The organism is Bacillus sp. JZ39 (assembly GCF_053903145.1).
Map to the genome: position 1 here is coordinate 1,263,872 of NZ_CP096389.1, position 13,664 is coordinate 1,277,535.

Sequence of the window (13,664 nt, forward strand, 5' to 3'; positions counted from 1 at the left end):
CTGTTTAAATATTTTTTTTCATCCCGCATCTCCGGCATTCTCTAAGAAATTTTCCGCCTTTTACAGAGCTTTTGAACAGTGTGTAATCACAGTTGTCGCAGCGCCCGCTGCGGGCGTCCGGATATTCATTGAATTCGTAAACAATCGATGTATCGTAGCCTTTTGTTTCATCTTTTTTTGTTTCCATGTCGATCCTCCGTTACAAGACGTGTCTGCTGTTTATCTTACAGCAAGCTTCCGGCGTATTCAATGAATTTTAGGAGGTTGGGTTTATCTTGATTTCTCCCTTGGTTTGCGCCAAAATAGCTTTATTAAGCTTATATACATAAAAAGCCTATGCAAAGAGGAGAGGAAACGGGTATGGGAAAAGGGTTACTTGGAAAACGCGTGGCAATCGGTGGCTCACGAAAAACGGAAGAAATTAGTACAATCATTGAAAAACAGGGCGGAATACCTGTCATCCGGCCTCTCCAAGGTACAGTTTACTTAGCAGAGAAGCAGGTGGAGCCGGATTTGCGGACGTTTGCGGAAGAAAAAGCTGACTGGGTCATTTTCACGACAGGCATCGGGTTGGAGACTCTTGTCGATATGGCAGAGAAAATTGGACTGAAAGATGAGTTTCTGCAGGCCATTCGCCAAGCGAAAGCGGCATGCCGGGGATACAAAACGCTGTCTGCGCTGAAAAAGCTTGGGATCACACCGGAAGCTTCGGATGAAGACGGGACAACAAGAGGCTTAATCCGTTCTTTGGAGCCTCACGACTTTTCAGGAAAAACAGTCATGGTACAGCTTCATGGCGAAAAAGCGCCGGCTCTCATGGCATTTCTTGAAGAAAAAGGCGCGTCTGTCCTGCCGATTCTGCCTTATCAGCACATCCCGCCGGAGGAGGAAACGGTGGAGCGGTTATGCCGAGAGCTGATGAACGGTGAGGTCGATGCCGTTTGTTTTACAACGGCCATTCAGGTTCGTTCCCTGTTTGATTTTGCCAAGGGGCGAGGTTATATCAATGAAGTGAAGAAGGTATTCGAAGAACGCGCCATCGCAGCTGCTGTCGGAAAAGTGACTGCTGAAGCACTGCGGGAAGAGGGCATTACGAGACTGCTTGCGCCAGAGATTGAGCGGATGGGTGCGATGATTGTTGAGCTGGCCAAGTATTATGAAGAAAAGGAATAACAAGTACAAAAAGCCGCTTTTCCCTCGGAAAGCGGCTTTTGTCTGTCATTCATTCTGCTTCAGCTGCTGATGAACGGTGAATAATGATGGGTATGTCAGCACGCTTAAGATTACACAAGTCAGCGCGGCTGAGGCCATCGTTGTAAACACGATTAAGAGTTGAAAGCGTACTGCCTGAATCGGGTCCGCGCCGGCTAGAATCTGGCCAGTCATCATGCCGGGAAGCTGGACAAGACCCAGTGTTTTCTGGCTTTCGAGCGTCGGGATCATACTCATTTTCATCGCTGAGGTAAGAATGCGCTGTATGGATTGCTTCGGTGTGCCGCCAAGTGACAATATTAATTGAATTTCTTCTTTGCGAACGCCGACTTCTGAGTTAAGCCGGTTTAGAAACAAACTTGAGAGCACCATCGAATTTCCGATGACCATCCCGCTGATCGGAATGACATATCGTGCCGTAAGCGGAATGATATGAAGGGACAGCAGAATTCCCTGCGTCACAATTTCTACGATTGCTAACGCGGCAAACACCCTCCAAAACGAACCGATAGTATTTTTCTTTCGCTTGATGACATTTTGCGCCGCCACCGCGAGCATTAACAGCACCATCAGCAGGATAAAAACAGGGTGGTCTCCGCGAAAAATCAGCGACAAAACATAACCGATGATAAGCAGCTGCACCGCGGCCCGGATGGTGGCGATGATCATGTCTTTTTCTACACCGGCTTTAAAGGATTTTGATAAAAACAAGGCGATCAAAACAAAGATCATCGTTAAAGAGAGAGAAAGGTAATCCATTACCGAGTGCCTCCCTTCAAAAATTCTTTCGCTGCTTCATGCTGCGGAGCGGAGAAAAATGTGTCGGTTTCAGCGATTTCAAGCAGCCGGCCATCTGCCATAAACCAAATGGTATCGGCTATTCGTTTTGCCTGCTCCATATTATGAGTGACCCACATGACTGTCCATTTTTTCTCTTGATGCTGACGTTTGATCAGTTCTTCAATCTCAAGAGCAGAAACCGGGTCCAAGGCCGATGTGATTTCGTCCAACAATAGAATGGAGGAAGGATTTGAGAGCGTTCTGGCCAGTGACAGTCTTTGCCGCTGCCCGCCCGATAAGTCTCTGGCGCTTCTGTCTAACAACTCTGGCGGCAGCCCTGCAAGCGAAGCCAGCTTTTCAGGAGAGTACAGCTGGGATTGATGCAGCCTTTGTACAAGACTTAAATTGTCACGCACTGTCCCGTCGAGCACGGGAGCCGATTGAAACGCGAGGGCTGCCGTTCGCCTCAGCTCATTGACATTCCATTCTCTGACTTCCTTTCCGTATATGTTGACTTCGCCGCTGTCAGGCGTTCTCATTAAATTACACATAGAAAGGAGGGTGCTTTTGCCTGAGCCGGAAGGACCTAAAACGGCTACGATTGCGCCCTGTTGAATGTCTCCGGTGACATCCTGCAGCACATCATAGGTTTGTCCATCTTGTTTATAGCTTTTTCTGACTGATCTGAAGGAGATGGCTGGTATGTTTTGTGTTTGATCGTTTGCTTCCATTACAATAATCACCTTTCAATATAAGTAGGCTGACATTATATTTAACTATAACGTGAAACAGATTCCTTTTGGTAGCACAAATAAAGGAGAACAGGCTTTCACCCATTCTCCTGCAGATGCTACGCAGTCAGATTTGACTGTGCTTTCTTTTTCGGTTTTCTCGGCTGTGAAGCGAAGGTATGTAACATCATCCCCGCTATTATAATGAACAAACCGGCAAATGATAAAAGAGATGGGAAAACGCCTGACAGCAGAACAATTTCACCAAGCAGCGCGAAAATCACTTCACCGGCTTGAGTGGCTTCAACAGCTGCGAGTTTTTGCGGATTGTCTCTTACCATATCAGTGGCCCAGAAAAATAAAACCGTCGCAATGATGCCTGAGCTGACGGCAACGATAAAGGATTGAACGGTTTGGCTTGCTGTTGGAAGGCCATCTGACCACCAGCCGTAAGCTGCTAATATAAGCCAGAATGGAAGGCTTGCCAATGTCATTCCAAGCACGCGCTGAAATGTATCAAGCCGGCCTCCGTATTCTTCGAGCATTCTCCTGTTTCCTAACGGATAGGCAAAAGCCGCAATGACAACCGGCAGCACACTGAAAAGCAGCATCCTCCCAGAAAGCGATTCTGCATGCTGAAGCTGAATCAGAGCCGCTCCAATCAGGATGATCATGGAAGTGCCAAGTGAAACCAGGGGAATCTTTTGGCGAACGAGCTGCGGACCGCCCGGCATATCTTGTTTGACATAAAACAAAGGAGATAAGAGCACCCCGGCTACAATTGTAATTTGCCAGGTTCCGGCTATGAGCCACCCCGGACCGTATGCAGCCGCAAATGTAATCGGCGCGTAAAAAAGCACGAAGCCGACGAAGCTCCATTTGATCCAATAAAACGGCTTTTTCCTCATCTCTAGTAAGAGAGGCGTGAATGTCCCTCTCATGATGACAATCAAACATAAAAACGGCACCATAAAAATAAAGCGCAGCGAAGAGCTCCAAAGCCAGCTGCCTCCTGATAACTCCATCGCTCTGTTTAAGATAAAGGTAACGGCGAAAAAGAGTGAAGCCAATATTCCGATAACGATAGCTTTCATGATATCCCTCATTCTGGCATTATTTTTTTATACTATACTATTCGGTATCATGCAGATCAATGGAATCATGAGAAAAACATCATGTTTTGCGAACCGCTATGTGTGGAAGACAAAAAAGGGAGGTGTAATTGATGGAAAAAGAGACACAGACATACTTCTTTCCGGATGACGGCAGGATTCCGAATCACCCTGATTTTCCGCTCGTGGTGTATCAAAACGCGCTTAAGGACACCGGACTGGCAGAGCGGATCGTCATCCGGCATGGCTGGTCAAACAGCTGGTCAGGGAGTGTTTTTCCATACCATCATTATCACAGCAATACGCATGAAGTCCTGATTGCCCTTAGGGGAGAGGCTGTGATTCAGTTTGGGGGAGAAAAAGGGGCTGCCATCCCTTTCAAATCAGGCGACGCAGTCGTGATTCCAGCCGGAGACGGACATAAAAAGCTCAACTCAAGCCCCGATTTTACTGTCCTTGGCGCCTATCCCGGTGGCGTTCAGTATGATATAAAGACGGGGAAACCGAATGAGCGGGAGGAAGCGCTCAAACAGATTAAGCAGGCGGCGTTGCCGGCGAATGATCCGATCACAGGAAAAAGAGAGCCTCTATTGGAAATATGGGTAAAGTGAAGGGGAGAAATTGCTGGATTGTCAATAACTAGTGCCGCAGAAACGATATGACATGAGCTCCATATAAATTAATTTCATAATCGAAGCAATTCACGTTCAAATTTTGTTCAAAAAGTGTTATCATATAGAAGGTAATCGAATTGGAGTTTTTTGTGTTTGCTATTTTCAGAGAGAGTAAAGGATTTTGACTTATTCAATTGTTTATTTTTAGATAAAAATAATACTGAATATGGCAAGATGAAAAACTGGGTAGTAAACATTTATTTTTGTAAATGATTGTGCACGAATTCACAATCCTTATTCTTATGCCTTAAAAGCGTGAGACAGGGAGAGGCACTACCCTTTCCAAAAAAATCAGCAAACTGCTTATAGTAAAGGAGAATTGGATATGCCAGAAACAATCGATCAAACAAATGCGTCTGTCAGCCAAAGCCAGCAAGATCTTATTGATCAGCTATTAAAGCCAGAAGTTCAAGAATCATTGACTGTTTTAGTTGACCAGCTTCCGAAGCTGACTGAGTTAGTGAATATTTTAACGAAGTCTTATGATTTCGCTCAGTCTGTAGCGACTGACGAAGTGTTAAAGAGCGACACAGTCGGTGCGATCACTGAAATTCTCGAGCCTGTAAAAGAAACAGCGAAAGAAGTAGCTGCGACTGCGATTGAAGCAAAAGACCGCGCGGAAGCAAGCAACGAAACAATTGGACTTTTCGGCCTTCTTCGCATGCTGAAAGATCCTCAAGCTCAAAAGCTGTTCCGTTTTGCTAACAGCTACCTTGAAGTCATGAACGAACGCGAAAACCAAAAATAATCTCAGATTCAAATTGATATAAAGGACGGAGGATATACGATGTCAAAACATATTGTCATTCTAGGCGCTGGTTATGGCGGAGTTCTTTCTGCTCTAACAGTTCGCAAACATTACACAAAAGAACAAGCACGCGTGACAGTGGTAAACAAATACCCTACTCACCAAATCATTACGGAATTACACCGCCTTGCTGCAGGCAACGTGTCTGAAAAAGCGGTTGCAATGCCATTAGAAAAACTTTTCAAAGGCAAAGACATTGATCTTAAAATTGCGGAAGTAAGCTCTTTCTCTGTTGATAAAAAAGAAGTTGCGCTTGCTGACGGTTCTACATTAACTTACGATGCGCTTGTTGTAGGTCTTGGTTCTGTAACGGCTTACTTCGGCATCCCAGGTCTTGAAGAAAACAGCATGGTATTGAAATCTGCTGCTGATGCGAACAAAGTCTTCCAGCATGTTGAAGATCGTGTGCGCGAGTACTCTAAAACGAAAAACGAAGCAGATGCAACAATCCTTATCGGCGGCGGCGGCTTAACAGGTGTTGAGCTTGTTGGTGAGCTTGCTGACATCATGCCGAACCTTGCGAAAAAATACGGCGTAGACCATAAAGAAATCAAATTGAAACTTGTTGAAGCAGGTCCGAAGATCCTTCCTGTTCTTCCGGATGATCTTATCGAGCGTGCGACTGCAAGCCTTGAAAAACGCGGCGTTGAGTTCTTAACAGGTCTTCCTGTTACAAATGTAGAAGGAAACGTAATCGATCTGAAAGACGGATCTAAAGTTGTTGCCAACACATTTGTTTGGACTGGCGGCGTACAAGGTAACCCATTAGTCGGTGAATCAGGTCTAGAAGTGAACCGCGGACGCGCGACTGTAAATGACTTCCTGCAATCTACATCTCATGAAGATGTATTCGTTGCTGGAGACAGCGCAGTTTACTTCGGTCCAGACGGCCGTCCATACCCGCCAACTGCACAAATCGCATGGCAAATGGGTGAGCTGATCGGTTACAACCTATTCGCTTACCTGGAAGGCAAAACGCTTGAAACATTCAAGCCAGTAAACTCTGGTACACTTGCAAGCCTTGGACGCAAAGACGCGGTTGCCATCATTGGTGCTAATTCTACACCGCTTAAAGGTCTTCCTGCTTCCTTGATGAAAGAAGCAAGTAACGTACGTTACTTAACACACATTAAAGGACTTTTCAGCCTGGCTTACTAATCCTTTTAATGAATCTGACATTGCCAAAAGCGTTCCTTACCGAGTGCTTCTGGCAATGTCTTTTTTTATGTTTATGATAGCGTTAACATTTCATTTTCAAAAAAGAGATTGATCCCAGAGGAATATAAAGGTAAAATAAAAACAAATCAAAATGTTAACGTTAACATTTTGAAATAGAATGAAAGACGGTGAGGACATGGAACCCTTCATGGGCGAAAACTTTTTATTGAAAAATGAAACCGCTGTCAGCCTCTATCATAATTTTGCGAAAGACATGCCAATTATTGATTACCACTGCCACTTAAGTCCGAAAGAAATCTATGAAAATAAGACATTTCAAAACATCACGGAAGCCTGGCTGTATGGTGACCATTATAAATGGCGCATCATGAGAGCCAATGGAATTGAGGAGACATACATCACCGGAGATGCGCCTGATGAGGAGAAATTTATGGCTTGGGCGAAAACCGTGCCGATGGCGATCGGCAATCCGCTCTATAACTGGACTCACTTAGAATTGCAGCGTTTTTTTGGCATTTATGAGATTTTAAACGAGAAGTCTGGGCCGGCTATATGGAAACGGACAAATGAACTGCTCAAAGGGGAAGGCTTCGGGGCAAGGGATTTAATCGTGAAATCAAATGTAAAGGTCGTGTGCACCACAGATGACCCTGTTGATTCTCTTGAATACCATCTATTATTAAGAGAAGACAAAGACTTTCCTGTCAGCGTGCTGCCTGGATTTCGGCCGGATAAAGGACTTGAGATCAATCGTGAAGGCTTTCCTGAGTGGGTGCAGGCGCTTGAAGATGCCGCCGCCATATCGATTACAACCTATGATGAGTTTTTAAAGGCGTTGGAAAAACGAGTGCGATTCTTCCACTCAGCCGGCGGCAGAGTTTCTGATCACGCGATAGATTCAATGGTATTTGCCGAAACAACAAAAGAAGAAGCTGGACGGATTTTTTCTGACAGATTACAAGGAACAGAGGTTTCTTATGAAGATGAGAAGAAATTTAAGACACATACGCTTCAGTTTCTTTGCGGTTTGTATGCGGAGCTCGATTGGGCGATGCAGTTTCATATCAACGCTTTAAGAAACACGAATACAAAAATGATGAAAAGGCTCGGACCTGATACAGGCTATGATTCAATGAACGATGAAGAAATTGCTAAGCCTTTATACAAGCTGCTGAACTCAGTTGAGATGAAGAACCAACTGCCGAAAACGATTTTATATTCACTGAATCCAAATGATAACTATGTCATCGCCAGCATGATCAACAGTTTTCAGGACGGTATTACCCCAGGAAAAATACAATTCGGCACAGCCTGGTGGTTTAACGATACTAAAGACGGGATGCTCGATCAAATGAAAGCGTTATCAAATGTTGGCCTTTTCAGCCGTTTTATCGGCATGCTCACCGATTCCAGAAGCTTTCTTTCGTATACGCGTCACGAATATTTCAGGCGGATCGTCTGCAATTTGATTGGAGAATGGGTGGAAAACGGCGAAGTGCCGCGCGATATGGAGCTTCTGGGAAGCATCGTTCAGGGGATTTGCTATGACAATGCGAAACACTACTTCCAATTTCAAGAAGAGAAAGCAAACGTGTAACAAAGTGTCCGCTCAGCATCGCTGAGCGGATCACTATCCGAAAATTCTTAAGACACAGAGGTGGAACATGCGAACTGAACTGGCAAATAAGGTTGTGTCGGTCGAAACGGAAAAAAGGCTTTCATTGAAAGAGAAAATGTCCTATGGTTTTGGTGATTTTGGCAACGGTTTTATGTTTGATCTCGGCCAGATTTATTTATTGAAGTATTTCACTGATGTAGCGGGAATCCCCGCTGCGATGGCCGGCGGCATTTTTTTAGTCAGTAAGCTGTTTGCAGCGATAACAGATCCAATTGTCGGCTCATCAATCGATTATCGCAAAAACATTGGCAAACGGGGGAAATTCAGGCCTTATCTATTAATCGGCAGCATCGTGCTTGCGGTGCTTACTGTTCTTATTTTTCTGTCTCCCAATGTATCAACGACCGGAAAACTGATTTATGCATATGCATCCTATATGATTTGGGGCATCGGCTATTCGTTTGTGAATATTCCGTACGGCTCATTAGGGGCAGCGATGACTCAAAATTCTGAGGACCGGACCTCCATTTCGACGTTCCGCCAAATCGGATCACTTGGCGCCTTGTTTATCACAAGTGTGGCCGTGATGCCGCTGCTCGTCAAGTTTGATAATCCGAAGGTCGGCTACCCGGTGGTCATGGGCTTATTCGCCGCGCTCGGTGTGTTTTGGTTTTATATTTGCTACCGCAACTGCAAAGAGCGCATTGTCATATCGGAAGCACCAAAAGAAAAATTAACACTCTCATCTGTCGTCAAAACATTTATTACAAATAAACCGCTGTTAACCCTTGTCCTGATGACGATTTTTTCAATTTCCGCATACAACATTAAATCTGCCATGCTCGTCTATTTCGCACAATATAACTTGGGCAATGTTGAATTAATGGCTTATATGAACTTCATCATTATTGGTTCTTCCTTTTTGGGCGTCGTATTCCTTCCAAAGCTCGTCAAGATGTTTGGAAAGAAACGAACGGCAATGATCGGCTTCGGCATCAGTGTGGCCGCGGATCTGATCAACTTTATGCTTCCATCTAACGTTTATGTGTTTACAATTCTCGCCAGTATCGCCTTTATCGGAATCAGTATCCCAAATGGCATCACGTGGGCTCTTGTCTCCGATATTATCGACTATGGCGAATGGAAATCCGGTGAACGGAAGGAAGCAACGACATATTCACTTTTCAATTTCTCAAGAAAGCTTGCTCAATCTTTGTCTGGCTTTCTCTCAGGGATCGGTTTGGGGATTATCGGCTATGTGCCGAATGCAGTCCAGACAGCACAGGCGCTGATTGGCATCAAAGCGCTTCTGCTTCTGTATCCGGCCATTGCTTTGGCATTAGCGATGATCATTATCGGCTTTCTTTATAAACTCACAGACCAGCAGCATGCTCAGATCGTTCAGGGTCTTCAGCAAAAGATCTGACAATATAATATAGAGAATATTTAAAATAATTTGTAAATAAAATGTGTTTGTAGGGGGTTCGCTAGGAGAGTGCCCAAAAAACTGAAAAGGAAGGAGGCACTTGCTTGAAAACGATAACAATTGCAGCTAAAGAAGCAAAGGAACTCGTTCGGCAAAAGCTGGCCAGTGCCGGTTTGAATGAACGAGATGCTGAAAAAGTAGCAGATGTTCTCGTACACGCTGATTTGCGCAATGTACATTCGCATGGCGTGCTGCGCACAGAACACTATGTGAACAGGCTTTTAGCGGGAGGGATCAATCCTGGGGCACAGCCTGTTTTTAAAGAAACGGGGCCTGTGACCGGGGTGCTTGACGGAGACGATGGTTTCGGTCATGTGAATTGCGACATGGCGATGGACCATGCAATTGACATGGCGAAGAAAAAAGGAGTCGGCATGGTCACGGCCGTAAACAGCAGCCATTGCGGAGCGCTAAGCTATTTTGTGCAAAAAGCGGCTGACGAAAAGCTGATCGGAATAGCAATGACGCATACAGACAGTATCGTTGTCCCGTTTGGGGGGAGGACTCCTTTTTTAGGAACAAATCCGATTGCTTACGGTGTTCCGGCTAAGCATAAAAAACCGTTTATCCTAGATATGGCGACATCCAAAGTGGCTTTTGGGAAGATTCTGCAGGCCCGTGAAGAGGGCAAAGAAATTCCTGAAGGATGGGGAGTCGATGAAAACGGAGAAGCAGTAACTGATCCTGACAAGGTCGTCTCACTTTCAACATTCGGGGGCCCGAAAGGCTATGGACTATCGATTGTGGTGGATGTGTTTTCAGGATTGCTGGCGGGCGCGGCTTTTGGCCCTCATATTGCCAAAATGTACAGCGGCCTTGATCAAAAAAGAAAGCTGGGGCATTACGTTTGCGCGATCAATCCAGCCTTTTTTACTGACTGGGATACGTTTTTAGAGCAGATGGATGCCATGATTGATGAACTGCAGCAATCACCGCCGGCTGTTGGATTCGAAAGAGTGTATGTGCCCGGCGAGATCGAGCAGCTGCATGAAGAAAGAAATAAGAAAAACGGAATTTCTATCGCTCGGAGCGTGTATGAATTCTTAAAAAGCAGGTGAGTAAAATGAAAGCGGTTCAAGTACGAAAAGCGTATGATCTGGTGACAGCGGAGGTGAAGAAGCCAGTTCTTTCAAAGGATGATGAAGTGCTCGTGAAAGTCAAGCGAGTCGGCATTTGCGGTTCAGACATGCACATTTATCATGGAACGAATCCGCTTGCTACCCTCCCGAGAGTTATCGGACACGAGGTAACGGGACAAGTGGAGGCAGTTGGTGCGAATGTACAGAGCCTAAAACCCGGTGATCATGTGGTGATTGAGCCGATTTCTTATTGCGGATCGTGCTATGCCTGCCGCAAAGGGCGGCCGAATGTTTGCGCCAAGCTTTCTGTATTTGGCGTACATGAGGACGGAGGCATGCGGGAATATATTGTGCTTCCGGAAAGGCAGCTTCACGCGGTCTTAAAGGACTTGCCTTGGGAGGAAGCAGTCATGGCCGAGCCTTATACGATAGGCGCCCAGGCAGTGTGGAGAGGCCAGGTGGAAAAAGGTGATACCGTCCTGATCCAGGGAGCGGGGCCCATTGGGATCTGTGTGTTAAAAATGGCAAAGCTGGCGGGCGCTGCTGTCATGATGACTGACTTGAACAACGAGCGGCTGTTATTTGCGAAAGAAAACGGCGCCGATGCTGTTGTAAATGTCCAAGCAGAACATGTTGCCGAGCGGGTCCTTGAATGGACTAGGAATGAAGGAGCAAACGTGGTCATTGATGCTGTTTGCCTGCCGGAGACTTTTGCACTTTCAATTGAGGCTGTGTCACCGGCGGGACATGTGGTTGTGCTTGGATTTGATGAAAGAGCGGCTCAGATTTCACAGCTGCCGATTACAAAAAAAGAAGTCACGATAACCGGATCGCGATTGCAGACCAATCAGTTTCCAAAAGTAGTAGAGCTTTTGAATGGAGGCCGGTTAGTGCATAACGGGCTGGTGACCCATACATTTTCAGTTGATGACGTTCATCACGCATTTCAGTTTATTAAGGAGCATCCAGATCAGGTGCGGAAAGCCGTCATCACGTTTGATTAAATGACTGAATCCGGAGGTGCGAGCATGAATATGACATTCCGATGGTATGGACGAGGCAACGATACAGTCACACTTGAACACGTGAAGCAAATTCCCGGAGTCAAAGGCATCGTTTGGGCTCTCCATCAAAAGCCTGTCGGCGACGTGTGGGAAAAAGAAGAAATCAGAGCCGAGACCGAATATATTCAATCCTATGGTTTTCATGCTGAAGTTGTAGAAAGCGTGAATGTTCACGAAGCAATTAAACTTGGGAACGAAGAACGCAGCCGGTATATTGAAAACTACAAGCAAACGATCCGCAACCTTGCCGGATTTGGCGTGAAAGTGATCTGCTATAATTTTATGCCGGTTTTTGACTGGACACGCACGGACATGTTCCGGCCGCTAGAAGATGGATCGACCGCTCTGTTTTTTGAAAAGGCCAAGGTGGAAAGCCTTGATCCTCAAGAGCTGATTCGGACGGTGGAGGAAGCATCTGACATGACACTGCCGGGGTGGGAACCCGAAAAATTGGCTCGGATCAAAGAGCTTTTTGCTGCCTACAGAACGGTCGATGAAGAAAAGCTATGGGACAATTTATCATTCTTTTTGCAGGAAATTCTTCCTGTTGCTGAGGCCTATGGTGTTCAAATGGCCATTCATCCGGATGACCCGCCGTGGCCGATTTTCGGACTGCCGCGCATTATCACAGGAGAGGCAAGCTATAAGAAACTGCGGGCGATATCAGATTCACCGTCTAATTGTATCACCCTTTGTACAGGTTCAATGGGAGCCAATCCCGCTAACGACATGGTGGAGATCGCTAAAACGTATGCCGGCATCGCTCCATTTTCACATATTCGCAATGTGAAAATTTATGAGAATGGTGATTTTATTGAAACATCTCATTTAACAAAGGATGGTTCGATCAACATTCAAGGCGTGATGGAAGAACTGCATAAGCAGGATTACGAAGGATATGTCAGACCGGATCATGGGCGCCATCTTTGGGGCGAGCAATGCCGCCCGGGATATGGCTTATACGATCGGGCACTTGGCATCATGTATTTGAACGGGCTGTGGGACGCCTATGAAGCAATGGCAAAAAAAGAGGTGGGCGTATGATCCCGCTGCATGAGAACCTGGCTGGTAAAACGGCTGTCATCACTGGCGGCAGCGGCGTGCTTTGCTCTGCGATGGCACGGGAGCTAGCCCGTCATGGCATGAAGGTGGCGATATTGAATCGGACGGCTGAAAAAGGCCAAGCGGTCGTGAAGGAGATAACGGCGGCTGGCGGCACAGCGTGCGCTGTTGCTGCGGATGTGCTGGACAGGATGTCACTGGAGCGGGCAAAGGAAGACATCCTTGGCCAATTTGGCGCTGTTGATCTGTTAATTAACGGGGCTGGCGGCAATCATCCTGCCGCGATAACCGATGTGGAGACATATGAAGAAGCGGGAGAAGGCCAATCCTTTTTTGATATGGATGAGAGGGGCTTTCTAACTGTATTCTCCACCAACTTCACCGGTGCGTTTCTGGCCTCGCAAGTGTTTGGAAAAGAACTGCTGAAGGTGGATTCACCCGCGATTATCAATTTTTCTTCGATGAGTGCTTATTCACCTATGACAAAGGTTCCGGCATACAGTGCCGCTAAAGCATCGATCAATAATTTTACGATGTGGATGGCTGTTCATTTTGCCGAAACCGGGCTGCGGGTCAATGCGATTGCCCCAGGCTTCTTTCTGACAAAACAAAATCATGATCTGCTGATCAACCAAGACGGAACGTTCACCAGCCGATCTCACAAAATTATTGCGGGAACACCGATGAAGCGCTTCGGAAAACCCGAGGATTTGCTCGGTACGCTTCTTTGGCTGGCGGATGAATCCTATTCCGGTTTTGTCACTGGGATCACCGTTCCTGTCGATGGAGGATTTATGGCTTATTCAGGTGTGTAACGAAAGCGGTGCAACAGAAACTGAACCAACATAGGGGTGAGGTT

The 13,664-nt window shown here is 46.2% G+C and carries 14 protein-coding genes; 10 read left to right on the forward strand and 4 right to left on the reverse strand.

Translation table 11 applies throughout. The features are described 5' to 3' along the window. Positions 1-4: 4 nt before the first annotated feature. On the reverse strand, positions 5-187 hold the full coding sequence (locus M1D65_RS06600; protein ID WP_456270814.1) for a hypothetical protein: 183 nt from the start codon (positions 185-187) through the stop codon (positions 5-7). Positions 188-360: 173 nt separating this feature from the next. Between M1D65_RS06600 and M1D65_RS06605 the strand changes: the two genes are divergently transcribed. Then, positions 361-1,173, forward strand: coding sequence for a uroporphyrinogen-III synthase (locus M1D65_RS06605; RefSeq protein WP_021479498.1), 813 nt, complete (start codon positions 361-363; stop codon positions 1,171-1,173). Between the two features lie 45 nt (positions 1,174-1,218). Here the strand turns inward: M1D65_RS06605 and M1D65_RS06610 are convergent, their stop codons facing one another. The 3 genes from M1D65_RS06610 to M1D65_RS06620 all read right to left on the reverse strand — a co-directional run bounded on the left by M1D65_RS06610 (position 1,219) and on the right by M1D65_RS06620 (position 3,817). After that, entirely contained in the window at positions 1,219-1,971 is a 753-nt protein-coding gene (locus M1D65_RS06610; protein WP_003232776.1) for an ABC transporter permease, read from the reverse strand. After that, positions 1,971-2,723: an ABC transporter ATP-binding protein gene (locus tag M1D65_RS06615; protein ID WP_003232774.1), complete on the reverse strand. Its 753-nt coding sequence runs from the start codon at positions 2,721-2,723 to the stop codon at positions 1,971-1,973. Before M1D65_RS06615 ends, M1D65_RS06610 begins: the two co-directional genes overlap by 1 nt. 119 nt (positions 2,724-2,842) lie before the next feature. After that, complete coding sequence (locus M1D65_RS06620) at positions 2,843-3,817, reverse strand: DMT family transporter (RefSeq protein WP_032725494.1); 975 nt, start codon at positions 3,815-3,817, stop codon at positions 2,843-2,845. Between the two features lie 131 nt (positions 3,818-3,948). On the opposite strand from M1D65_RS06620, the gene M1D65_RS06625 reads away from it, so the two are divergent. From M1D65_RS06625 to M1D65_RS06665, 9 genes are all read left to right on the forward strand, one after another. Next, on the forward strand, positions 3,949-4,446 hold the full coding sequence (locus M1D65_RS06625) for a cupin domain-containing protein (protein WP_456270815.1): 498 nt from the start codon (positions 3,949-3,951) through the stop codon (positions 4,444-4,446). Positions 4,447-4,834: 388 nt separating this feature from the next. Next, positions 4,835-5,257: a DUF1641 domain-containing protein gene (locus M1D65_RS06630; protein WP_003220510.1), complete on the forward strand. Its 423-nt coding sequence runs from the start codon at positions 4,835-4,837 to the stop codon at positions 5,255-5,257. Between the two features lie 39 nt (positions 5,258-5,296). Further along, on the forward strand, positions 5,297-6,475 hold the full coding sequence (locus M1D65_RS06635; protein ID WP_003232765.1) for an NAD(P)/FAD-dependent oxidoreductase: 1,179 nt from the start codon (positions 5,297-5,299) through the stop codon (positions 6,473-6,475). Between the two features lie 196 nt (positions 6,476-6,671). Continuing rightward, on the forward strand, positions 6,672-8,093 hold the full coding sequence (gene uxaC, locus M1D65_RS06640; RefSeq protein ID WP_161619681.1) for a glucuronate isomerase: 1,422 nt from the start codon (positions 6,672-6,674) through the stop codon (positions 8,091-8,093). A gap of 67 nt (positions 8,094-8,160) precedes the next feature. After that, entirely contained in the window at positions 8,161-9,540 is a 1,380-nt protein-coding gene (locus M1D65_RS06645; protein ID WP_282627455.1) for an MFS transporter, read from the forward strand. A gap of 104 nt (positions 9,541-9,644) precedes the next feature. Next, positions 9,645-10,658: an ureidoglycolate dehydrogenase gene (gene allD, locus M1D65_RS06650; protein WP_021479490.1), complete on the forward strand. Its 1,014-nt coding sequence runs from the start codon at positions 9,645-9,647 to the stop codon at positions 10,656-10,658. A 5-nt stretch (positions 10,659-10,663) separates the two neighbouring features. Then, positions 10,664-11,683, forward strand: a complete 1,020-nt coding sequence (locus M1D65_RS06655; RefSeq protein WP_456270816.1) for a zinc-binding alcohol dehydrogenase family protein — start codon at positions 10,664-10,666, stop codon at positions 11,681-11,683. 24 nt (positions 11,684-11,707) lie between these two features. After that, complete coding sequence (gene uxuA, locus M1D65_RS06660) at positions 11,708-12,787, forward strand: mannonate dehydratase (RefSeq protein WP_232567432.1); 1,080 nt, start codon at positions 11,708-11,710, stop codon at positions 12,785-12,787. Next, complete coding sequence (locus M1D65_RS06665; RefSeq protein WP_064671276.1) at positions 12,784-13,620, forward strand: SDR family oxidoreductase; 837 nt, start codon at positions 12,784-12,786, stop codon at positions 13,618-13,620. The genes uxuA and M1D65_RS06665 overlap by 4 nt, the downstream gene beginning before the upstream one ends. Positions 13,621-13,664: the final 44 nt, after the last annotated feature.